Genomic DNA, 24,196 nt, shown 5'->3' with positions numbered 1-24,196 from the left:
ACAAACCGAACGACAAGCCGCAGGACAGCACGAACCGGTCGGAGGAAACCCGCTCGACGAATGCAGCTTTCAGTCAGTTCGCAGCGCGCAATCCGCCGATCAACAGTTCGACGATCTGGTCCGCCAACGACTCCGTCTCCGCCAACGTCTGCCCTTCACGTCTTCGGTACCAGAGGTCGATGCCGTTGAGACTGCTGAGGAGTACTTTTGCCGCCATCCGTGGTGAGCCCACGCGAATGGAACCATCCGCGACGCCTTCCGTCATCACGTCGACGAACAGATTCTCGTAGTCGAGTCGCAGCGAATTCAGCTCCACGAGGACTTGCTGTTGCCTCGGCTTGAGCGCGGAGTTCATCTGGCCCCGGACACCTTGGTGGATCGTGTGGTGGTACCCGAGATGCGTCATGAGATTGACCAGGTGGGCGTGCGACATCGCTTCGAGACGCGCGAGGCCGCTTTCTGCCCCGCCCATCCGAGACTCGACCTCAGCGCGGAGCAGGCTCATCCCGCGCTCGTAGATTGCCAGGTAGATGTCGAACTTGGAACGAAAGTGGTAGTAGACAAGACCTTTGGTGGCGCCGATTCGATCGGCCAGTAAATCTACAGTCGTGGCTGCGTAACCGTCTTCGGCAAAGGCGTCGGCGGCGCTGGTGATGATCGCGGATCGCACGTCCGGAAGATCACTACTCATTCGACTTCCACTCCCATTCACACTGCCTGCCGGCCCTTGACTGTTTCCACGCCATCGCATAGTAATACTGAGTAGTATCCCAGATCAGAGAGGTTTTCCAATGTCGTTGGATTTTTCCGGCAAGGTAGCGATCATCACGGGCGCAGGCGGCGGACTCGGCCGTTCACACGCATTGGCCCTCGCCGCACGCGGCGCACGCGTCGTCGTCAACGACATGGGTGGCTCGGTCAACGGCAGTGGCGGCGCTGATACCGCAGCCGCCAAAGTAGTGGCGGAAATCGTCGAGCTGGGCGGCGAGGCCATCGCGGACCACTGCGACATCACCGACGTCGACGCCGTTGCCGCCATGGTCGCGACGGCCGTGGACAAGTGGGGCCGCGTGGACATCCTGATCAACAACGCCGGAATCCTGCGCGACAAGTCGTTCATCAAGGCCGAGCTCGACGACTTCCGCAAAGTCATCGACGTGCATCTGATGGGTTCCGTCATCTGTTCCAAGGCAGTCTGGCCGCACATGGTCGAACAGAACTACGGACGCATCCTCATGACTACGTCGGCATCGGGAATTTACGGCAACTTCGGCCAGGCGAACTACGGCGCCGCGAAGTCCGGCGTCGTCGGCCTGATGAACGTTCTCGCCATCGAGGGCGAACGCAAGGGCATCCGCGTCAACTCGCTGGCCCCGACCGCCGCGACCCGCATGACCGAAGACCTCCTCGACGAGAAGACTCTCGCTCTGCTTGCACCCGAATCGATTTCACCCGGCGCACTGTTCATGGTCTCCGATGACGCACCGACGAAGACCATCCTCAGCGCCGGCGCCGGCGTCTTCGCGATCGCTCGCATGGAGGAGTCGCAGGGCGTCTACATCCCCGAAGGCGCACTCTCCCCCGAGGTCGTCGCCGAACGGTGGTCCGAGATCAGTGACATGACCGATTCCGTCCAGGTGCCCGCGGCGTTCGATCAGACCCGCCGGTTCGTCGAGAAGGCCGTGGCGGAGCAGCCCAGCAACTGAGCAGGGCAACCAGACAACTGATCGACCCCGCTCCCCCTAAGGTGTGGTGGTGACCACACCTACGGGAGTATCGATCGTCGACATCGTCGACAGACTGGGAATGACGTTCCTCAGCGGTGGCGACACCGTCGACGGCGCCCGCACTGTCAGCCGCGTGACCCTGCACGAAGGGTCCGAAGCTACCCAGGACAGTGCGGGCGCCGTCGTACTCGGCGCAGGTCTCGCAGGTTCGGCCGATATCGCAACGGCGGTAAGAGAATACGGCTCGGCAGGTGCGGTAGCGCTGATCGTCAAAGAGCCCCTGGACTTCGACGGCCTCGTCGAGAAGGCGGTGGCCGACACCGACGTCGCACTCCTCGGAATGGTCAAGGATGCAAGCTGGCTGCAAAGCGCGTCGTTGATCAACGAGATCCTCGAATCCGGCAACAACGGGGACCGCACGTCGGCCGCCGACGCCGACCTGTTCGATCTTGCCAACTCGATCGCTCAGGTATTGAACGGCCCGGTCACCATCGAGAATCAGTCGAGCCGGATCCTCGCGTTCTCGGCGGATCAAGCCTTCGGCGACGAAGCACGTAAGCAGAGTGTCCTCGGACATCAAGTGCCGCAGCACTATTCCGATCAGCTCAGGTCAATGGGGTATTTCAACAAGATCTACGGCTCTACCCTGCCGGTATTTCTACCGGGTATCGGGCCGGGCATCAGGCCCCGCGTCGGCATGCGAATACATGCGGCATCGCAGATCCTCGGTTCGATCTGGGTGATCTTGGACGAGGAGCCGAACGAATTGCAGGTCAAAACGCTCGTCGAGGCGGCGGGCGTGGCCGCGATGAGTTTACTTCGCGCCAAGCTGGCCGCGGATTCGGCACGACGGCTGAGGTTGGGCGAGGTGATCACGTTACTGAGTGGCGGCACTTCGGCCAAGGAAGCGGCCGAGCGACTGGGCTACGGCCGCTCGAAGGCAAACGTACTTGCGGCCGGCTTCCGTAGCGGCGCCGGTGCATCGTTGGAGGCCGAAGCCGATGTCGATCAACTGGCCCTGACACTCAATACCTATCTCGACCAAGTATTTCCGTTGTCGGTGGCGGCAGCGATCGGCGGCACCGTCTACGCCGTCATCCCACACACCCGGCATCAGACCGACGACGACTACGTGCGTCGGATCGCGTCGGAGTTTGCAGACCGTTCCCGTTCGGAAAAGTCGGTGGTCATCGGAATCGGTGCGACAGTGGCCGACGTGATGACGCTGGAGAAGTCACGCGACGAAGCCGACCGAGCACTTCGCGTTCTGAGGTCGACGTGGAATTCTTCGGGCCGGACCGTCGCGCGCGCCGACGACGTGCAGATCAATTCCCTACTTCTGCGCCTCTCCGACGCCCTGGCGGACGAGAACGAGACCGCATCGGGTCCGCTCGCGGTACTGCGTGAGTACGACCGCAGTCACGACATCAACCTTGTCGACACTCTCCGTGCCTGGCTCGACACGTTCGGCGACATTCCGGCTGCTGCGTCCTTGGTTCACATCCACGTCAACACGTTCCGGTACCGCCTCAAGAAGCTTGCCGGGATTGCCGGCATCGATCTCGATGATCCGGAAACTCGATTCAGCCTGATGCTCCAGCTTCGTCTCTTCCATCCGACAATGTTGTAGCGATCTACCAAGTCTCACGAAACATTCGTAAATCCGGACGATGTTCTCGTTCTTTTGTTGGGTGAAGATTCAAGCAATCGTCTTTTGCTCCTGACCCGACAGACCTCGCGTCACTCGGGCGGGACCACACCTTCCGGAGGCACCATGAAACAACGGTCCTACGCACTACTGGCTGCGGCAACTGGCACCGTTCTTGCCCTGACCGCGTGCTCAACGGGTGGCTCATCGGGTTCGGGTGGGGGTGAACCCGTCACGGACGGCACCTTCAAATTGGCTCTCGTGGCCGACCCCGGCGCTCTGAATCCGCTGATGACCGCCGCTTCGCCGGCGCACCAACTGGCGCGTCTGAGCTACGACTATCTGCTCCATCCGGATCCCGATACCGGCGTAACCAAGCCGTGGCTCGCCGAGAAATGGGAAGAGACAACCACTTCCGCGTCCTTCACCATTCGCGACGGCGTCACCTGTAACGACGGATCCGCTCTGACTGCCCAGACCGTCGCCGACAACGTCAATTTCATCACCAACGCAGCAAACAAATCCGCTCTCCGCGGGGTGTACGCACCGGCAACTGCAACTGCCACCGCCGACCCGGCGACCCGGACCGTAACGGTCACAACTCCGGAACCCTCTCCGTTCCTGCTTCTCAACCTGGCGCGAATACCGATCATGTGCGAGGCCGGGTTGAAGGATCCGACGGCGGCAAACAAGACGACCTTCGGGTCGGGCATGTTCCAGATGACCGAGGCAGTCGCCAACGATCATTACTCCTACGTTCGGCGCGACGGATACAACTGGGGACCGGACGGCACTACCTCCGACACTGCCGGTGTACCCAAGAATGTCGTCGCATCCATCATCACGAACAACAGCACAGCGGCCAACCAGGTGTTGTCCGGTGATCTGAATGCCGCTGCCGTCTCCGGCCCCGATCAGGACCGCATGAACGCCGCGAACTTGGATACCGTCAAGCAGCCTGCTCCAGCGGGCGAGATGTTCTTCAACCACAGTCCCGGCAATCCGACGAGCGATCCTGCCGTACGCAAGGCGCTGGTCCAGGCTCTCAATCTCGACGACCTCGCCGAGATCTTCACCGCCGGCCGCGGAACCCGATCGACCACGATGGTGTCCATCGAACCGCGGGCCTGCATCTACGACTCTGTCGCCGGAAACCTACCGGACTTCGATACCAGTGCGGCCGCAGCAACTCTCGAGTCTGCGGGCTGGAAGGTCGGCGCGGACGGTAAACGCAGCAAGGACGGCACACCGCTCCGAATTCGGATGGTCTACGAGACGTTCGGCGACGCGACCGATGCTGCCGCCGACGTCGCAGTCAACGCGTGGAACGACCTGGGCGCCACCGTTGAACTCACCAGTGGAGACTCGAACAAGATTCTCGATGTCGCACTCAGCGGCAAGGACAACACGGCGTGGGATGTCGCGTGGGAGCCGATCAACGTCGCGCTGCCCAGCATGCTGGTCCCCTTCCTCTCCGGTCCGGTGCCCGCTGCGGGAATGAACTTTGCGTCGATCTCCAACCCGGCCTACGACGCAGCCGTCACCAAGGCTTCCGGGCTGACGGGCGAGGACGCTTGTGCCGCTTGGGCAGACGCTGAGTCCGAGATCATCAAAGCAAACTCGGCGGTACCTTTTGCCGACAAGATCACGACTCTCTACTTCAACAATGCGGGTCTTGCATTCGGCCGCAATTTCATCGGTTCGGCCCTGCGCCTGTACCAGTAGACCGCCGGTAGCGACCGGGGAAATCGTCGTGTTTCGCCGGTCGCTGTCGGTATACGGACAGGTATTCACTGATCCTGACGGTTTTCGTGGGAGCGGACGAAAATCGACCCGATTTTCGTGAGGATCGACAGAGATGCGCGTCACGTCATGCGCCAAGATTTAGCAGTCAACACTCAACCGCGCCCTCACGTTTTTCGCTCGGGCCCCTGCTCCATCACGGAGGCACCATGAAACACCGCTTCTATCCAACACTTGCGGCAGCCGCAGGGCTCACGCTTGTGTTGTCTGCTTGTGGCTCGGGAGGCACGTCCTCGGGCGCCAGTGGCGGTGAACCGGCCACCGACGGGACCTTCCGTTTCGCCCTGCAGGCCGATCCGGGTGCTCTCAACCCGATCATGTCGGCCGCCTCGGCGACCGCCGAGTTGTCGCGTTTGGCGTACGACTACCTGATCTACCAGGATCCCGATACCAGTGAAGTCGGACCGTGGTTGGCGGAGAAGTGGGAGGAGACCCCGACCTCGGCGTCCTTCACCATCCGTGACGGGGTGACCTGTACCGACGGATCGACGCTGACACCGCAGACCGTCGCGGACAACATCAACTTCGTGGCCAACCCGGACAACGGTTCACAGTTGCGCGGGTCCTCCGTGCCGACCGGCGCCACTGCGACTGCCGATCCTGCAACGCGCACTGTCACGGTGACCACTCCGGCGCCGAGCCCGTTCCTTCTTCTCAACGTCGGTCGCCTGCCGATCCTGTGCGAGGCCGGATTGAAAGATCCGACAGCGTCGAACAAGAAGTCGCTCGGCACCGGCATGTTCGAAGTCACCGAAGTTGCCGCCAACGACCACTACACGTTCCAGCGTCGCGAGGGCTACAACTGGGGCCCCGACGGCACGACCTCCGACACCCCGGGCGTCCCCAAGACGGTCGTCGCCGCCATGTCGCCGAACGTGAGCACCGCCGCAAATCAGCTGCTCTCGGGTGAACTCAACGCAGCTCCGATCGCCGGTCCGGACAAGGACCGCGTCGCGGCAGCCAATCTGGACTCCGTCGGTCGGCCACTGCCGGCAGGCCAGATGTACTTCAACCAGATCGCGAGTAATCCCACCAGCGATCCCGCAGTGCGCAAGGCCCTGATCCAAGCGGTCGATCTCGACGACCTCACTCAGGTCATCACCGCCGGACACGGGGTCCGGGCAACCAGCCTCGTCGCCGTCGAACCGCGCGCCTGCGTTTACGACTCTGTCGCAGGCAACATTCCGGACTTCGACCTCACTGCCGCCAAGGCAACACTGGACGGCGCTGGTTGGACCGCCGGCGCTGACGGCAAGCGAAGCAAGGATGGCAAGCCGCTCAATCTCCGTCTCGTGTACGACGGCACCGACGATCCGCGCAACGCGGCGGCCGAACTTGCTCAGTCGGCGTGGTCCGAACTCGGCGCAAACGTCGAGGTGACCGGGGGCGACTCGAACAAGATCATCGACGTCATTCTGAGCGGCAAGGACAACTCTGCCTGGGACATCGCCTGGGTCCAGGTCAACTCCTCGCTGCCCAGCACCTTCACTGCGTACTTTGCCGGGCCGGTTCCCGCAGCAGGCAAGAACTTCGGATCGGTCAGCAACCCCGCCTACGAAGCAGCAGCCACCAAGGCTTCCGGTCTGACCGGTAGCGACGCTTGTGACGCCTGGGCCGACGCCGAGTCGGAGCTCACCAAGACGATCGCGGCCGTGCCCTTCGCAGACTCCGTCATGAACGTGTACTTCAACAAGGCCGGACTCTCATTCGGCAAGTCGCTCAACGGTTCTGCGCTGCGTCTCTACCAGTAGGCCGTCCGCCCACTCTGAAATATCTTCCCGCCCCAGCATCCCGCCCTCCGGAAAGACAGCCCATGAGTCAAACTATTGAAGCCGCGAAACCAGAAGCGGCGCCTCAGGCTCGAGCAAAGTGGCTCGAGTCCGACAGCTGGCCCACATATCTTCTGCGTCGTTTCGGCACCTTCGTGATTTCACTCTGGGCGCTGGTGACTGCGGCGTTCCTGATGCTCCAACTGATTCCGGGAGACCCGGTTCGGTTGGCACTGGGAATGAACGCACCGGTCGAACTGGTCGAGACAACGAGGTCTCAGCTCGGTTACGACCTTCCCTTGTGGCAGCAGTACTTCCGATTCGTCGGCGGGTTGCTGAGCGGGAATCCCGGTGACTCGATCACCTTGAGGACTCCGGTCTTCGAGGTGATCGCGTCCCGCCTACCGGCAACACTCGAACTGGCTGTACTCACAGTCGTCACGGTGCTGCTAGTGGGCATTCCGATCGGCCTCATCTTCGCTGCACTGACCCGCAACGGTCGACGACGCGGAGTCGAGATCGGTTACACCGCAACGTCGGGCACCATCGCCGTGATCCCCGAGTTCATGTTCGGTACGGCGCTGGTCTACCTCTTTGCCGTCACGTTCCCTGTTCTGCCCGTCGCCGGCCGAGGTGGACCGGAAAGCTACATCCTCCCGGTCGCGGCCATGTCGATCGGTGCCATCGCCTCGATGTCGCGCATCGTCCGTGCAGAGGCGCTCGGCGTGTTGGACATGGACTACATCCGTACGGCGCGCGCCAAGCGAATGCCCGTGGCACGAATCTACTTCCGTCATGCAATGCCCAACCTCATGACGTCGACGCTGACGCTCGCCGGACTCCTCCTGGGTGGTCTGATTGCCGGCACCGTGCTCATCGAGAGCATCTTCGCCTGGCCCGGCATGGGCATGGCGCTGGTCAAGTCCATCACCGAGAAGGACTACCCGCTCGCCCAGACACTGGTCGTGATCTACGGCGCCATCGTCCTTCTCATCAATTTCATCGTCGACGTGGTGCTCGCTCTCATCGACCCACGATCCACAATTCGGGAGAACTGAGTTGAGCACCTCACCTACGGCCCCCACTGCGGCCCCCAAGACGCCCCCGCGACGACACTGGATCGTCGGAACGTTCCGCACCCCATTGGGAATCCTGGCCCTCACCTTCCTGACCGCTCTGATCGCCCTCGTCATCTTCGGACCGATGATCTGGGGTGACGCCGCTGTCGCGGCCAACCCGAAGGCACTGTCTCAGGGACCGAGTTCCGAGCACATCTTCGGCACCGACGCCGGCGGGCGTGACGTCTTCGCCCGCACGATGACCGCCGCGAGACTGTCGGTGCTCATGGCTCTCGGAGCCGTCGCACTCGGTGTCACAATTGGCCTGATACTCGGTACGCTCCCGACGCTCGCTCCCCGCTGGGTCGGACGAATGGTCGTGGCATTCCTCAACTTCGCCATCGCATTCCCCGGACTGCTCCTCGCGATCTTCCTGTTGGTCGTTCTCGGACAGGGTGCTGGCAGCGCGGTGATCGCCATCGGTCTCGCCCTGGCCTCGCCGTTCGCGAGGTTGACGTACGCACTGGCTTCGTCGGTCAACGGACGCGACTTCATCGACGCAGCACGCATCCTCGGGGTTACCAAGCCGGGGCTGCTGTTCCGCCACATTCTCCCCAATATCCGTGAACCACTCATCGTCAATGCCAGCATCGCTGTCGGCAGCGGCCTCGTGGTCTTCGCCGGACTCTCGTTCCTCGGCTTGGGCATTCAGCCGCCTGCATTCGACTGGGGCCGGATGCTCAACGAAGGTCTGTCGAAGATCTTCGTCAACCCGGCCACCGCACTCGCCCCCGGCATCGCCGTCGTGCTCGCCGGCTTGACCTTCACGCTGCTCGGCGAGGCCATTGCTCGCGGCGCGGGAGTTCGCAGCCCGATCAGCAGTCGCCTGCCGAAGTGGAAGCCGATCAACCGGAAAACTGCCCAGGCCGATTCGGCGCCCACCGACGAAGACGCGGTACTGACCGTCCGCAACATGTCCGTCGCAGTCCCCGCGGGTGACGACTGGCGTCGCCCCGTCGACAACATCAGTTTTACAGTTCACCGCGGCGAAACCGTGGGCATCGTCGGTGAATCCGGATCCGGAAAGTCACTGAGTTGCATGGCAATCGCGCAGCTGACCGACCACCCCACCGTGGTCGACGCCGGGCTCATCGAGTTCGACGGCACCGTGCTGATGAAGGACGGCAAGCGGCCGGACGACGCGGCTTCGCGCAAGGTTGCCCGCCAACTCGGCACACGTATGGCGATGGTGTTCCAGGATCCGATGTCGTCCATGAATCCGTCTCTCAAGGTCGGATATCAGGTCGCCGAGATCGGTTGGCTCCACGAAGGTATGAGCAAGGCCGACGCGAAGAAGGCGGCAGTCGAGCGACTGAACGCCGTCAAGATCCCCGACGCGCCCAGGCGTGCGAAGCAGTACCCCCACGAGTTCTCCGGCGGTATGCGTCAGCGCGCGATGATCGCCATGGGTCTGATGGGTAAGCCCGCTCTGATCATCGCGGACGAACCCACCACTGCGCTCGACGTGACCGTTCAGCGTGAGGTCCTCGGGCTGCTCCACGAGGTTCGCGAAGAAACCGGCGCCGCAATCCTTCTCATCTCGCACGACATGGCCGTCATCACCGGCATGTGCACCCGTGTCCTCGTCATGTTTGCCGGCGAAATCGTCGAAGACATCGCAGTCGACGATCTGATTGCCGGCCGTGCAAAGCATCCGTACACCCGCGCGCTGATCGCCGCGGTCCCCACCATGAGCACCGATCGCGACAAGCCGCTTGCCACCGTCGACGAAGCCTGGCAGGTGGAGAGCCTCGACGCCGAGGAGAGCACCGCCGACATCGAGTTGGAAGAACTGTTGGCTGTTGCAGAGGAGATCCGATGAGCAGACTCGAATTCCGTGACGTCAACGTCCACCTCGGTAGCGGTTCGAAAAAATTTCACGCCGTCAAGAACATCAATCTCGACATCCCCTCCGGATCGGTGGTCGGTCTCGTCGGTGAATCGGGTTCCGGAAAGTCGACACTGGCGCGAGCAACTGTCGGCCTGGCCGAGCCCAGTTCCGGCCAGATCCTTCTCGACGGTGTGGACGTCGCTCACGCCCGCGGCGCGACGGCTCGTCTGCGCCACCGGATCCAGATGGTCTTCCAAGATCCGTACTCGTGCCTCGACCCGCGAATGACCATCGGCCAGTCACTCGCCGAGGCGCTGCGGTCCACCGAGCGTCGTGACAAAGCTCGGCGCAGCCGCGGCGACCGCGCCGCCGAGGTCGCTCGACTCCTCACCACCGTCCAACTGCCGGTGGAGAAGGCGCACGAATACCCATCGTCGTTGTCGGGTGGTCAGCGCCAACGCGTTGCCCTCGCGCGGGCTTTGGCAGCCGCACCGGCAGTTCTGCTTGCCGACGAAATCACCTCCGCTCTGGACGTGTCCGTGCAGGGCGCGGTTCTGAATCTGTTGGTGGATCTGCAGAAGCAGCTGGGTCTGACGGTTCTGTTCGTCAGTCACAACCTGGCGGTGATCCGCTACGTCTGTGACCACGTCGCAGTCATGCTCGGCGGCGAGATCGTCGAGCACGGGCCGGTTCTCGACGTGATCGATTCGCCGAAGGAGCCGTACACGGCAAAGCTGTTGTCCGCGATCCCGACATTCGGGGAGCCGATGTTCCAATGACAACGCCGACCACTCTCGACTCCCCCGCTGCCGTAGCCCGTGCCGAAGAACGTCGTTCGGCGAGAATCCAGGATTACGCGTCCGTGGTTACACCGACCAGCATCGCCGTATCGGCGTCGGGACGCATTGCATACGTACGTACCGAAGCGAATCCGGCTGCGGATACCAACGAGCACTCGATCTGGTTGGCTTCCCCGCAACTACAGCTCACCGCGGGACCTGCCGACACCTCGCCGGCTTGGCATCCCGTTTCGACGCTGTTGGTCTTCGTTCGGCCGGATTCCTCGGGCACACCACAACTGTGGAAGGTCGACGCCACCGGGGGCCCGGCAACACAGCTGACCACCACGGCGCAGCTCCCGCTCGGCGCGGGGGCACCGGTGTTCTCTCCCGACGGCGCTCGGATCGCCTTCAGCGCCCCCGTCGACCGCACTGCCGCCGGATCGTCATGCCTCTTGGTGGCGAAGCGCCTCAACTACAAGGTCGACGGATCCGGTGTCCGGGGCAGCGTTCGGGCGCACTTGTTCGAGTTCGATCTGGCCGCCGGCTCACTACGGCAGCTGACGGACGGCGATTGGGACGCTTCGCATCCCGCGTACAGTCCCGACGGCACCGAACTGGCTTTCACCGCGGCGATGGACGGCGACGCCGATCTGACGCGGGCGAGTTCCGCCTGGACCGTATCGCTGACTGATCTCGCCTCCGCTCCGCGGATGTTGGGGCACGCACGCGGCCTCGCAGGACCACTTGCATGGACACCTGCCGGCGACGCGGTCGTAGCCGTCGGTTGGCACACACCGATCATTCACAACAACGAACTTCTTGTCCTGCACCGCGACCAGCGAGTGGAAGACCGCAGCCTGACGTCCGGACTCGACCGAAACGTCATGCCGGGCGGGACCGGTTATCCCGGTGGCGCACCGAGTTTCACCGCCGACGGCGACATCGTCTTCTGCATCCGCAACCACGGCTCCACCGAACTGCACAAGGTCGATTTCGGATCAGGCTCCGTCTCACCACTTCTCACCGGCGAGCAGACAGTGGTCTCAGGCCTTGCCCTGACGTCCGGGCGAGCCGTCGTCGCGCTGGCAACGGCGACATCCTTCGGCGAGGTCGCCGTCATCGACCTCGAGACTCGTGCAGTCGAAACCGTCACCGAATTGAACACGGAACTGACAACTTCCGTCGCGTTTCCAGTCGCCTCCGAGCGTTGGTTCGACATCAGCGACGGCACCCGTGTTCAGGGTTGGATCCTGCGCGACCCGAACGTCACGGGCGCCGGCCCGCTGGTTCTGGACGTCCACGGCGGACCACACAATGCCTGGACCGGAACGCCCACCGTGATGCACGCATACCACGCGGAACTGGTCGCGCTGGGATTCACGGTCTTGATGATCAATCCGCGCGGAAGTGACGGCTACGGAAACGACTTCTTCGACGGTGTGCGGGACGGCTGGGGTGAGGCGGATCGTGCCGACCTGCTCGAACCGGTCGAAACCCTTGTCACCGAGGGGATGGCCGATCCGGAGCAACTGGTGCTCACGGGCTACAGCTACGGCGGATTCATGACGTGCGCCCTGACGTCCGTCACCGATCGGTTTGCCGTCGCAGTCGCCGGTGGTCTCGTTTGCGACATCGCGAACACGGCCGGCCCCTCAGACGAGGGCATCTTGCTGCAGACGGTCGAATTCGACCCGCAGTCATCTCGGGTACAGGAACTTTCGCCGCTGGGGCGAGTCTCCCAGGTGACGACACCGACGCTGATCCTTCACGGCGGCAGCGACGTCCGTTGCCCGGTCAACCAGGCCGAACAGTGGTTCGGTGGACTGCGTTTGGCCGGCACCCCGACCGAGTTGGTGGTTTTCCCGGACGCGTCACATGCCTTCGTGTTGACGGGTCGGCCGTCCCACCGACTGGAGTACAGCACTCGTCTCGTCGACTGGATCGAACGGCACCTCTCCCCCAAGCCCGCACTGACCACGGTCGATCCCGACTACTGGCAGTACCGACTCGACACCCTGAGTGCGAAGTACGGGGTGCCCGGCGCCTCACTGGGAATTCTGACCACAACCCGCAGCGGATTCTCCCGCACCGTGGTCACGTCTGGTGTCGTCAGTACCCGCACCGGCGTCGCGGCTACGCCCGACACGCTGTTCCAGATGGGTTCGATCAGCAAGGTCTGGACGGCCACCCTGATCATGCAGCTCGTCGAAGAAGGATTGCTGGATCTCGACTCACCTGTCCGGAACATCCTGCCGGACTTCGCAGTTGCCGACGCGGTAGCCACCGAAACGGTCACGACTCGCCACCTGTTGACTCACACCAGTGGCATCGACGGTGACGTTTTCATCGACGGCGGGCGCGGCGACGACTGCGTCGAGCGATACGTCGCATCACTGAAATCAACGGTGCAGCTCTTCGCCCCCGGCACCGATTGGTCGTACTGCAACACCGGCTTCGTGATCGCCGGACGAATCATCGAGGTTCTCCGAGGTAAGAGTTGGGACGCGGTTCTGCGCGAGCGGATCATCGAACCGCTCGGCCTGACCAAAACCACGACCCTGCCTGAGGAGACGGCACTGCACCGCGCTGCAGTCGGGCACGTCGGCGCTGCCGACGACCTCGAGCAGACACCACAATTCCTCATCCCTCGCTCGATGGGCCCCGCCGGTCTCATCAACAGCACCGCCGAGGACCTTCTTCTGTTCGCGCAGGATTCGATGCGCGAGGATCCGATTCTGCTTCAGCGGTCCACCCATCTGGCGATGCTCGAGGAGCGCCGCCAGATCGGTGACGTGTCGTCAGCGGACATCATGGGAACCACGTGGCTGCTGCATAATTGGGGCGGGGTACTGGCTCATGGCCACAATGGCGGAACTCTCGGCCAGCAGTCGTTCTTGCGAGTGGTGCCGTCGTGCGGTCTAGCCGTGGTCCTGATGGCCAACGGTGGAGCAATGGACGCTCTCTCCGGCGATCTTCTGGCTGAAGTAATCGGTTCCATAGGCGGCGTCAGTGTGACACCGGCATTCTCGCCTGGTGACCCCCACACCCGCGTCACGTCCTCACCTGAAGAACTCGATGCGCTGTGCGGCCTGTACCGCGATGCCGCAGCCGATTTCGTCTTGGAAAGGACCGGCGGTTCCCTGACCGCCCGCCGCACCGATCACATCGACCCTTCGGTCACCGCCGAAAGCGCAGAGTCCGTCTCTCTCAGCCTGATCGAAGTTCACCCTGGAGTGTTCGGGACCCGACTCCCTCAATCAGCAGGTTGGATCCGGATCACTTTCTCCGACAACGGGAGTACACAATTGCTACACGTCGGAAGCCGCGCGTATCCGCGAGTGAACAACCGATGACCATTCTCCGCGATCTGGCCGAGCGCCAACTTCCTCAGATCCTCGAGGACGCCATCGCACTCATCGAAGTCGAGTCGCCGTCACACGATCTCGAAGCTGTTGCCCGCAGCGCGAAGTGGACGTCAGACCTTGTCCATGAACGACTCAGCGTGACACCGGAGTCGATAGTGACGGAAGGCCGTACCCATCTGGTGACCCGTTTCGGCAGCTCACCGACGCGGCTGATGCTGCTCGGTCATCATGACACCGTGTGGCCGATCGGCACCCTGACACGCCTGCCCGCAGCCGTCACCGACGGAGCGCTCCGAGGTCCGGGCGGACTCGACATGAAACTTGGTGTCGTTCAGGCAATCCACGCCCTCGCTATCGTCCGGGAGCTGCACGGCGACGATGCACTCGACGGAATCACACTCCTCGTGACCGGTGACGAAGAAATCGGTTCACCCACGTCGCGGTCCCTCATCGAGGAACTTGCGGCAGGCGCGGTACTGGTTCTCGAGGCCGGCGGTGACGGTGGCGAACTGAAGACTGTCCGCAAGGGAGTGTCGCTGTATCGGATCCATGTTGCCGGTCGCGCCGCCCACGCCGGGCTGGAGCCGGAAAAAGGCATCAACGCTGCAGTAGAACTGGCTCGTCTCGTGATCGCGATCAACGACTTGTCCTCGCCGGCGCAGGCAACCACCGTCACCCCGACTGTCATTTCAGCCGGAACCACAACCAACACCGTTCCGGCAGAAGCCTTCGTCGACGTGGACGTGCGCGCGACCAGCGCTGCCGAGCAGGAGCGCGTCGATGCGAATATCCGAGCCCTGCAGGCAATCCACCCCGCAGCCGTAGTCACGGTCTCGGGTGGCGTCAACCGTCCCCCTCTCGAAGCGACGATGTCCGCACCGTTGCTGGCGTTGGCGGAACGCGTTGCGCTCGAGCATGATCTGACTCCGCTCGTCGGCCTCGCCGTAGGCGGAGCCTCGGACGGAAACTTCACTGCCGGTATCGGTATCCCCACCCTCGACGGCCTCGGTGGCGTCGGCGGCGGTGCACACGCCGAGACCGAGCATGCGCTCGTGTCCGCAATCGCTCCGAGGACGGCGTTGGTTGCGGGCCTTATTCGTTCGATCACGTCTGAAGGGGGCCCTCGTGTCGAAAAGCAAAGCGGTTGAGTTTCGAGAACTGGTCGATACCCGCGAAATAGCCGATCTATCCGCCGTTTTCGACGAGATCTGGGCTACCAGTCCCGGACCGGCTCATTTCGGCACGGCGATGTTGGTTGCGCTTCACCACGGTGGTCACTACGTGGTGGGAGCCTTTTCCGAAGGCGAAATGATCGGTGGTTGCGTCGGATTCTTCGTCGAGCCTCTCGGCGAGGTTCTGCACTCACACATCGCCGGAGTACTACCGGGACACGCAGGCAAGGGAATCGGCCGCGCCCTCAAGCATCATCAGCGAGACTGGTGCATCGAGCGCGGCGTCAGGACGATCCGGTGGACCTTCGATCCACTGGTCGCACGAAATGCCTATTTCAACATTCAGCGTCTCGGAGCCGAACCGGCCGAATACAACCCGGATTTCTACGGGTCGATGGCAGACGGAATCAACGCAGGCGACGCCAGCGATCGTATGCTAGTCAGTTGGGACCTCGACGTCGATGGATCTCCGAGTTCTACTGTAGCCGTGAATGATACATTCAAAGTGCTTCAACCCACCGAAGACGGTACGCCTCGAATGCTCCCGATCCCACCCGACTGCGTCGATATCGCAGTCGGAATACCCAGAGACATCGAGCATCTGAGAACAGTCGACCGCGCCTCTGCCTTTGCCTGGCGACACGCGCTTCGCGAGTACCTCGAACCACTGATCGCCTCGAAGGAATGGCAATCGACCGGCTTCGACCCCAGCGGCTATTACATGTTCACGAAAATCTGCGAGACAACCGGAGAAGAGCAAGTCCATGCACATTGAGTCCGTCGAATTGCGCGAACTGCGCATCCCTCTCGTCTCCCCCTTCACCACGTCATTCAGCACCCAGCTCGAGCGCAACACCCTCGTCCTGAAAGTGAGCGGCACCACCGACGGCCCCAACGGTCCGGTGGAGACCGTCGGCTGGGGTGAGTGCGGCTCGCTCAGCGATCCGTACTACAACTCCGAATACACCGCTGGTGCGCGGGCGATGCTTCGCGAGTATCTTGTTCCGACGCTGCGTAAGTCGCAGTCGGATCAGCCGCTCTCGGCCGAGACGGTCGGCAGCGTACTTCACCACGTCGTGGGTCACCAGATGTCGAAGTCGGCTATCGAAATGGCAATCCTCGATGCTGAATTGCGGGCTCGTGGACAGTCTTTCGCTCGGTACCTCGGTGCCACTCGCACTCGGGTGCCCTCGGGAGTGTCCGTCGGCATCCAGGACAGCATTCCGCAGCTACTCGAAACCGTCGGTAATTATCTGTCGCAGGGTTACGTGCGAATCAAACTGAAGATCAAGCCGGGCTGGGACATCGCTCCCGTCGCTGCGGTGCGCAAGGAGTTCGGCTACGACGTTCCTCTGCAGGTCGACGCGAACGCCGCGTACACCCTCGTCGACGCGCAGTTGCTGCGCCGCCTGGACGAATTCGCACTGCTCCTCATCGAACAGCCGCTGGCCGAGGACGATTTGGTGCAGCACGCCAAACTTGCCCAGTCCCTTTCGACTCCGATCTGCCTCGACGAGTCGGTCGAGTCGGCCAAGGATGCGGCGGATGCCATCACGCTGGGCGCCGCTTCGGTCATCAACATCAAGCCGAGCCGTGTCGGTGGATATCTGGAAGCCAAGCGCATCCACGATCTCGCCTCGGCACACGGTATTGCGGTGTGGTGCGGCGGAATGCTCGAGACCGGAATCGGCCGCGCCGCCAACGCAGCCCTCGCGGCGCTGGACGGATTCACGCTGCCCGGCGACATCTCGGCGTCCGATCGCTTCTACAAGGAAGACATCACCGAACCTTTTGTCATCGAGGACGGCCACATCGCCGTGCCGCAGGGACCGGGCTTCGGTGTGACTCCGCGCGAAGACGTCATGGATCGCTTCACGGTCGGAACCGAGATTCTGTAGGTCCGTCACACAGTCACGCAGCAGCCACCTCCACCGTCACCCCGGAGGTGGCTGTTCGTCGTTTGTGTCGGTAGGGAGGTGCATAGTGATTCGGACATGACGTTCTGCACCGAAAGGCCCCCGATGAGTAGCTGGTCCGATCGCCCGATCTGCGCGTTCGACCTCGAGACCACGGGGCGGGATCCGTCGACCGCTCGTATCGTCAGTGCCTGCGTCGCGGTGATCGACGGTTCGAGTGTCGAAACACGCACGTGGCTACTCGATCCCGGCGTCGACATCCCCGCCGGCGCCTCGGCTGTTCACGGCATCAGCACCGAGTTCGCGGCGCAACACGGCCAGGATTATTCCGAGGGCTACGAAGAGATTCGCGAGGCTCTGCACAATTCCTGGGCGCGCGATCACGCCGTCGTGGCGTTCAATGCCTCCTATGATCTGACGGTCATGCATGCCGAGGGTCTGCGCATCGGCAAGCCTGCATTCGTTCCGGGGTTGGTGATCGATCCGTACGTGATCGATCGGGCGATGGATACGTTCCGCAAGGGCAAGCGAACGCTTGCGGCCGTGTGCGAGCACTACGGAATTTCATTGGAGTCGGCGCACGAAGCCGAGGCCGATGCCAAAGCTGCGGCAGCGTTGGCCCGCGAGTTGGCCGTGCGGTTCCCCGACATCCTGGGGCTCGATCTCATGGTCGATCAAGCCGATTGGCACGCAGAGCGGCAACGCGATTTCGCCGAGTACCTTCTCAGCCAAGGGAGGGACGTGGCAGATGTGAACGGCCAGTGGCCGATTCGCATCATCGCCTGACGTCCTCCCCGGCTCGGACGACCGCGCGCTACGCCGGGACCGGCGGCCACACCGGCGCAATGGACCACGGACGGGCTGTTTCGAGCTGCGACGCAACCTGAATCAGCAGATCTTCACGGCCGAACGCGCCGACCAACTGCACGCCGATCGGAACGCCGGCCGAGTCATGACCCATCGGCAAGGAAATCGCCGGCTGACCTGAACTGTTGAACGGACTGGTCAAGCCGCTGTACCCGGCCGAATGCTCCCAGATCGACATAGGATTCGCCGTATCGAGCAGACCGAGCGGAGCTGCCGGCCGAGCCATCGTCGGAGTCAGCAACAGGTCGTGATCGACAAAGAACGCACCGATCACCTGGGCGGCCCGCTCGAGTTCCTGCAGCGCCTTGACGACGTTCGTCGCACTTTCGGACTTCGCGCGGTCGTAGATCATCCGCGCCATCGGCTCGAGGTCGTCGTCGCGGATCGCGCGGTTCAGGGCGTCGAGTCGTTCGTCGACCTCGATCGTCATCGGAATGCCCATCAACACCGACAGCCCGGCAGTGAGCGCATCGAGCGGAAAGTTCGGGGCACTCTCGGTGACATCGTGACCGAGTTCTTCGAGCAGGCCGGCAACACCGGTCGCGACGGCCGAGCACTCCGGGTCCACCGGTGTGCCGTCAGGAAGAGCGTTACTCAGACCGATCCGCAACCGTCCGGGATCGGCACCCACTTCCTCGATGTACGGCCGCTTCGGCGCCAGGATCACGTAAGGATCGCCCACTGTCGGCCCGGCGGACAGATCGAGAAGCAGCGCAGTGTCGCGGACACTTCGGGTGAGCGCGTGATGAACACTCATCGGCGACGAGAAGAGCGTGCGCGCCGGTGCCGTCGGAGTACGTCCTCGGCTCGGCTTGAGGCCTACCAGGCCGCAGGCCGATGCGGGAATACGGATCGATCCACCACCGTCGCTGGCATGCCCGCCTGGCACGATCCCGACGGCAACAGCTACAGCCGTGCCACCCGAAGATCCGCCGGGCGAACGATCAAGGGCGTAAGGGTTACGGGTGGGTCCGAACAGCGCAGGTTCGGTACTCGCGTTCTTGCCGAACTCCGGGGTGTTCGTCTTGCCGATGACAACCAGACCAGCCTGGCGGTAGCGCTCGACGAGCGTCGAATCTTTTTCTGCCACAGCGTCGGCGAACAATCGAGATCCATTGGTGCTCGGCAATCCTGCGACGTCCATGCCGAGGTCTTTGATCACGAACGGGACGCCCTGCAGTGGACCATCCGGCAGGCCGCCTGATACCTCGTTGCGCGCTTCCTCTCGGCGCTCACTGATCACCGCGTTGACTGCCGGGTTGCGCTCGTCGAGCCTGTCCAGACTGAACTCGAGGACTTCCTTGGCGGAGACGTCGCCGCTCTTGATCGCTTCGGCCAGGCCGGTCATGTCGTTGTTGTCGAACAAATCCTGCATCGATGCCCTCATCACTCGTGTCGAACTCTGCCGATAGTGAGGTCCGTCATATCAACCGGAGTGGCGACGCAGTTCCGAAATTCCGCTTGGCGGGACCGATCAGAGAATCAAGCCCTCACAGAATCAAACCTTGCCGCCGCGCTTCCACGACCGCTTCGTGACGACTGCGGACGTCGAGTTTTCCCATCAGATTCCTCATGTACGTCTTGATCGTTTCGACGCTCAGGGACAACCTCTCGGCGATCTCGGCATTGCGCAGTCCGAGAGCGACGTACCCCATCACCTCCCGCTCGCGTGGCGACAGGACAACGGTGTTCGCGACTGGAGTGTTCGCGGAAGGTTTCGGCGACGCCAACGACCGCAACTTTGCCTCGACCGCGAGGACCTGCGCGCTGAGAGCCATGTCCTCGAGGTTCGCCGCGATCTCGCCGAGCGCCAGGACGCTCTCGGTCAACCCTTCGGATATCTGGGCATCGCGGTTCGAACCATGTTCCACCGCAGCGGTATCGAGCATCGCCACCCGACGATCCACTTCGTCGCGAATCTCGAATTCTCGGGCCAACGCGTACGACGATCGCATCATCGTCTCTGCGATCACGTCGCCGATCGGCAGGTTGGCACGCAGTCCTCCGTAGATCGCTCCGCGAGTAACCCCGCGAACGACGATCGGGACTGCCATCAAGGATTCGATCGCTTCGGTGCCCACTTCGTAGTCGTAGTCGTGAGTGATGTGCGACGAGTTCGCGTAGTCCTGGACCGCGCCCGGTCGTTGTTCTGCGATCGCCCGACCGCCGAGTCCGCATTCGGCGTCGATCCGCAGGTTTCGCAGGATGTTGCTGCGCGTGCCGACGTGACCGGTGATGGTCAGCGACCGGTCGCTGACGCAGCCGCCGAACAGAACCGGCAACTCGGTTTTGGGGTGCAGCCGACGCAGTTCGGCGCGCAACGCGTCGTCGTCGCTCGGTCTCAGTACCCTGCTCACTCTCACCTCCACGTACCCAATTCAGAGGGTAGCGGCACCTTTGGCTGGGCAATAGCGTGCATCCAGGCCATTTGTAGTGCCGATCACACTTATCGTGACACCAACCGTGCCACGTCGCCTTCGGAGGAACCGTGTCTGTCCCGACAGCTGTCGCAGCCAACAACACCCCGCTCAGTCCGCTGCGCTTTCTCGAGCGCAGCGCCGCGGTGTTCCCCGAGCGCACCGCCGTCGTTCACGGCGACCGGACCTACTCGTACCGAGAGTTCGGTGACGAGGTCGCGGCTCTGGCCCGCGTCCTGCGTGAACGCATTCAGCCCGGTGACCGCGTTGCATACCTGGCGCCGAACGTACCCGAGATGCTGTTCGCGCATTTTGCCGTCCCCCTCGCCGGCGGGGTCCTGATCGCCCTGAACTCACGCCTCGCCGGTCCCGAACTCGAATACATTCTCGATCACTCGGGAACCACGATCCTGTTCGTGGACTCCGAATTCGTCGGTTCGGTCACCTCGTCCAAGGCAAACGTGGGGAGCCTGCGTGAGATCGTCGAGATCCCGGACTCCACCGTCCCCTATCCGGACGTTCCCACCGGAATCGTCACCGGGCAGTACGCCGATCTGATTGCCGAAGGCGAAGCTCTCTCCGATCAGCCACTGCACTGGGGCGTCGACGACGAGCAGCAGTGCATCGCCATCAACTACACCTCGGGTACCACCGGAAAACCCAAGGGCGTCATGTACTCCCACCGCGGGGCGTACCTGAACTCGCTCGGCGAGACATTCCACAACGGCTTCGACGGAGCGACGAAGTATCTGTGGACACTGCCGATGTTCCACTGCAACGGGTGGTGCACGCCGTGGGCCGTCACTCAGGCCGCGGGCACACACATCTGCCTGCGCGCGGTCCGCGCCGATGCGATCTGGGACGCCATCGACAATCTGGGCGTGACACATCTGTGCGGCGCTCCTACCGTCTGCTCCACCATCGCCGACGCAGACCAGGCCCACAAGGTCGACGCCTTGCGCATCACCACCGCCGGCGCTCCCCCGTCACCGACGATCATCGGAAAACTCGAAGACATCGGTGTCACCGTCGTTCACGTCTACGGCCTCACCGAGGTATACGGCCCCTACACGATCTGCGAATACCAGGAAGCCTGGGACGACAAGCCGCAGTCCGAGCGCGCCGCACTTCTCTCTCGTCAGGGAGTCGGCATGGTGCAGGCCGAAAATGCTCGCGTTGTCGATGCCGAGATGAACGACGTCCCCGCCGACGGCCAGACCATGGGTGAGATCGTGCTCCGCGGCAACAACGTGATGCTCGGGTACTACCGCGACGAGGCCGCGACAGCCGAAGCATTTGCCGGTGGTTGGTTCCATTCCGGCGACCTCGGCGTCATGCATCCCGACGGATACATCCAGCTCAAGGACCGCGCGAAGGACATCATCATCTCAGGCGGCGAGAACATCTCCACCGTCGAGGTCGAGCAGGCGATCATGAGTCACCCCGCGGTGATCGACGTGGCAGTCGTCGGCGTTCCGGACGAGAAGTGGGGCGAGCGCCCGAAGGCATTCGTGGTGCTGGGCAAGGGATTACAGGCATCCGCCGAAGACATCGTCGAGCACACCCGCACTTTGCTGGCCGGGTACAAGGTTCCCCGCGACATCGTCTTCCCGCTCGACCTTCCTCGCACCCCCACCGGCAAAGTTCTCAAGTTCCAGCTACGCGCCGACAACTGACGCCGACGAAACCTGGATACTTGCATCCATGACCGAGCGCTCCGATGTACCCGGAACTGACCCCGCACAGTTTCGGGTACACGTCGCGTCTCAAGCGATCCGGTTGTTCTCGGAGAACGGGTACGAAGCCACCACCGTCGAGCAGATCGCCGCTGCCGCCGGTGTGTCGCGTCGGACGTTCTTCCGGCAGTTCCGCTCCAAGGAAGACGTGATCTTCGCCGATCACGAGTCCCTCCTCGAACACGTCGCAGAGTTCCTCGCGTCCGATTCCGCCGACCCCTGGGCGTCCGTGTGCGAGGCCGCGGGACTGGTGTTCGATTTCTTCCGCAGGAACCGAGACCTGTCGATGCGGCGATACCGCGTCGTACAGCATGTTCCGGCTCTTCGCGACCGCGAACTCGTCACCGGATTCCGCTACGAGCGCCTCTTCGTCGACTACCTGCGCAGCGCTGTGCCCCGCGAACCTGTCCTCGAGGTTGTCGGTTTTGCCGCAGCTGTCACCGCGTGCCACAACTACCTCTTGCGAAGCATGATCAAAGGCGACGAGGACGCCACAGCTGATGCACTAAGTCAGGCATTGCTCGACGTTCGGCGGACGTACGGCGTGGCACCCGGGTCCAAGACCAGCACGCCAGAATCGAAGTCCGTGCTGGTAGTAGCCTTTGCCCCGGGCACGTCCGCTGATGAGATCAGCAGAAAAATCCACGAACAACTCGGCTGACACTGCTCGTGCACCGAAACTTCACACACCCATCCCTTGACCTGGCACTCAGTGCCGTGTTTGACTGGGGTCATGGGCACCGGTCTGTCCGCGAATCTCGCTGGTAACGCCGGAGCCGCACCGACCGCCTTCAAGCCACCTTCACCAAGGAGCGTTCCCATGGCAGGAAACCCGGATTTCAATCTCTTCGCACTGAACGAAGAGCACGACGAACTGCGGGCTGCTATCCGCGGACTCTCCGAGAAGGAAATCGCGCCGTACGCCAAGGACGTCGACGAGAACGCACGTTTCCCCGAGGAAGCGCTCACCGCTCTCAACGCGTCCGGCTTCAACGCCATCCACGTTCCCGAGGCTTACGACGGCCAGGGCGCCGATTCCGTCGCCACCTGCATCGTCATCGAGGAAGTCGCCCGCGTCTGTGGATCCTCCTCGCTGATCCCCGCTGTGAACAAGCTCGGCACCATGGGCCTGATCCTCAAGGGTTCCGAAGAGCTCAAGTCCAAGGTGCTCCCGGACCTCGTGAACGGCGGAATGGCGTCGTACGCACTGTCCGAGCGTGAAGCCGGATCCGACGCCGCTTCGATGCGTACCCGCGCAAAGGCTGACGGCGACGACTGGATCCTCAACGGCTCCAAGTGCTGGATCACCAACGGCGGCAAGTCCACCTGGTACACCGTCATGGCTGTCACCGATCCCGACAAGGGCGCAAACGGCATCTCCTCTTTCATGGTCCACAAGGACGACGAGGGCTTTGTCGTCGGACCGAAGGAAAAGAAGCTCGGCATCAAGGGCTCCCCCACCGCTGAGCTGTACTTCGAGAACTGCCGCATCCCCGGCGACCGCATCATCGGCGAACCGGGCACCGGCTTCAAGACGGCACTCGAGACCCTCGACCACACGCGTCCCACCATCGGTGCTCAGGCTGTCGGCCTGGCCCAGGGCGCACTCGACGCGGCGCTGGCGTACACCAAGGATCGCAAGCAGTTCGGCAAGTCCATCAGCGACTTCCAGGCTGTTCAGTTCATGCTCGCGGACATGGCGATGAAGGTCGAAGCCGCACGTCTGATGGTTTACACCTCCGCAGCACGCGCCGAGCGTGGCGAGAAGAACCTCGGCTTCATCTCCGCTGCGGCGAAGTGCTTCGCTTCGGACGTTGCCATGGAGGTCACCACCGACGCCGTGCAGCTGTTCGGTGGCGCCGGCTACACCACCGACTTCCCGGTCGAGCGCATGATGCGCGACGCCAAGATCACGCAGATCTACGAAGGCACCAACCAGATTCAGCGCGTCGTGATGTCGCGTGCGCTGTTGAAGTAAGGCACTTCGCGCCCCTGTGCGCCTTTCTGGTAGTTCTGACTACCGGAACGGCGCACAGGGGCTTGCC

The 24,196-nt window shown here is 62.9% G+C and carries 18 protein-coding genes; 15 read left to right on the top strand and 3 right to left on the bottom strand.

Features of this window, described 5'->3' with window-relative positions:
• Positions 1-73: 73 nt before the first annotated feature.
• Positions 74-691 (bottom strand): TetR/AcrR family transcriptional regulator, encoded by a 618-nt coding sequence (locus tag YH3_RS16940; protein ID WP_003940047.1) that lies wholly within the window; start codon positions 689-691, stop codon positions 74-76.
• Between the two features lie 100 nt (positions 692-791).
• On the opposite strand from YH3_RS16940, the gene YH3_RS16935 reads away from it, so the two are divergent.
• From YH3_RS16935 to YH3_RS16880, 12 genes are all read left to right on the top strand, one after another.
• Positions 792-1,706, top strand: a complete 915-nt coding sequence (locus YH3_RS16935; protein ID WP_007731375.1) for an SDR family NAD(P)-dependent oxidoreductase — start codon at positions 792-794, stop codon at positions 1,704-1,706.
• Between the two features lie 49 nt (positions 1,707-1,755).
• Entirely contained in the window at positions 1,756-3,357 is a 1,602-nt protein-coding gene (locus tag YH3_RS16930; protein ID WP_064444215.1) for a CdaR family transcriptional regulator, read from the top strand.
• Between the two features lie 144 nt (positions 3,358-3,501).
• Positions 3,502-5,100, top strand: coding sequence for an ABC transporter substrate-binding protein (locus tag YH3_RS16925; protein WP_007731371.1), 1,599 nt, complete (start codon positions 3,502-3,504; stop codon positions 5,098-5,100).
• 227 nt (positions 5,101-5,327) lie between these two features.
• Entirely contained in the window at positions 5,328-6,929 is a 1,602-nt protein-coding gene (locus tag YH3_RS16920) for an ABC transporter substrate-binding protein (RefSeq protein WP_030535172.1), read from the top strand.
• 62 nt (positions 6,930-6,991) lie between these two features.
• Positions 6,992-8,005 carry an ABC transporter permease gene (locus YH3_RS16915; protein ID WP_064443748.1) on the top strand — a complete coding sequence of 338 codons (1,014 nt, stop codon included), beginning with the start codon at positions 6,992-6,994 and terminating at the stop codon, positions 8,003-8,005.
• Between the two features lies 1 nt (position 8,006).
• Entirely contained in the window at positions 8,007-9,887 is a 1,881-nt protein-coding gene (locus YH3_RS16910) for a dipeptide/oligopeptide/nickel ABC transporter permease/ATP-binding protein (protein ID WP_225320135.1), read from the top strand.
• Complete coding sequence (locus YH3_RS16905; RefSeq protein ID WP_003940215.1) at positions 9,884-10,675, top strand: ABC transporter ATP-binding protein; 792 nt, start codon at positions 9,884-9,886, stop codon at positions 10,673-10,675. The genes YH3_RS16910 and YH3_RS16905 overlap by 4 nt, the downstream gene beginning before the upstream one ends.
• A complete protein-coding gene (locus tag YH3_RS16900; RefSeq protein ID WP_064443747.1) occupies positions 10,672-14,031 on the top strand; it encodes a serine hydrolase in 3,360 nt (1,119 codons plus the stop codon). Before YH3_RS16905 ends, YH3_RS16900 begins: the two co-directional genes overlap by 4 nt.
• Entirely contained in the window at positions 14,028-15,191 is a 1,164-nt protein-coding gene (locus tag YH3_RS16895) for a M20/M25/M40 family metallo-hydrolase (RefSeq protein WP_064443746.1), read from the top strand. The genes YH3_RS16900 and YH3_RS16895 overlap by 4 nt, the downstream gene beginning before the upstream one ends.
• Positions 15,169-15,990, top strand: a complete 822-nt coding sequence (locus YH3_RS16890; RefSeq protein WP_007731362.1) for a GNAT family N-acetyltransferase — start codon at positions 15,169-15,171, stop codon at positions 15,988-15,990. Before YH3_RS16895 ends, YH3_RS16890 begins: the two co-directional genes overlap by 23 nt.
• The gene (gene menC, locus YH3_RS16885) at positions 15,980-17,113 is read left to right on the top strand and encodes an o-succinylbenzoate synthase (protein WP_030535169.1); all 1,134 of its coding nucleotides are present in this window, start codon (positions 15,980-15,982) and stop codon (positions 17,111-17,113) included. Before YH3_RS16890 ends, menC begins: the two co-directional genes overlap by 11 nt.
• Before the next feature lie 123 nt (positions 17,114-17,236).
• The gene (locus YH3_RS16880) at positions 17,237-17,917 is read left to right on the top strand and encodes a 3'-5' exonuclease (RefSeq protein WP_003940028.1); all 681 of its coding nucleotides are present in this window, start codon (positions 17,237-17,239) and stop codon (positions 17,915-17,917) included.
• Positions 17,918-17,945: 28 nt separating this feature from the next.
• Here YH3_RS16880 and YH3_RS16875 read toward each other — a convergent pair whose 3' ends face one another.
• Positions 17,946-19,373 (bottom strand): amidase, encoded by a 1,428-nt coding sequence (locus YH3_RS16875; RefSeq protein ID WP_003940167.1) that lies wholly within the window; start codon positions 19,371-19,373, stop codon positions 17,946-17,948.
• A 115-nt stretch (positions 19,374-19,488) separates the two neighbouring features.
• Positions 19,489-20,355 (bottom strand): response regulator transcription factor, encoded by an 867-nt coding sequence (locus tag YH3_RS16870; RefSeq protein WP_042452756.1) that lies wholly within the window; start codon positions 20,353-20,355, stop codon positions 19,489-19,491.
• A gap of 131 nt (positions 20,356-20,486) precedes the next feature.
• Here YH3_RS16870 and YH3_RS16865 point away from each other — a divergent pair, with 131 nt between their 5' ends.
• The 3 genes from YH3_RS16865 (at position 20,487) to YH3_RS16855 (ending at position 24,129) form a co-directional block, all read left to right on the top strand.
• Positions 20,487-22,091: an acyl--CoA ligase family protein gene (locus YH3_RS16865; RefSeq protein ID WP_030535166.1), complete on the top strand. Its 1,605-nt coding sequence runs from the start codon at positions 20,487-20,489 to the stop codon at positions 22,089-22,091.
• A 28-nt stretch (positions 22,092-22,119) separates the two neighbouring features.
• Positions 22,120-22,812: a TetR family transcriptional regulator gene (locus YH3_RS16860; RefSeq protein ID WP_030535165.1), complete on the top strand. Its 693-nt coding sequence runs from the start codon at positions 22,120-22,122 to the stop codon at positions 22,810-22,812.
• 159 nt (positions 22,813-22,971) lie between these two features.
• A complete protein-coding gene (locus YH3_RS16855; protein ID WP_003939784.1) occupies positions 22,972-24,129 on the top strand; it encodes an acyl-CoA dehydrogenase in 1,158 nt (385 codons plus the stop codon).
• Positions 24,130-24,196 lie beyond the last annotated feature (67 nt).

This window comes from Rhodococcus sp. YH3-3 (assembly GCF_001653035.1).
GTDB lineage: Bacteria > Actinomycetota > Actinomycetes > Mycobacteriales > Mycobacteriaceae > Rhodococcus_F > Rhodococcus_F qingshengii.
The sequence above is the reverse complement of the archived record's forward strand: the minus strand, read 5'-3'. Positions and strand labels throughout refer to the sequence as shown.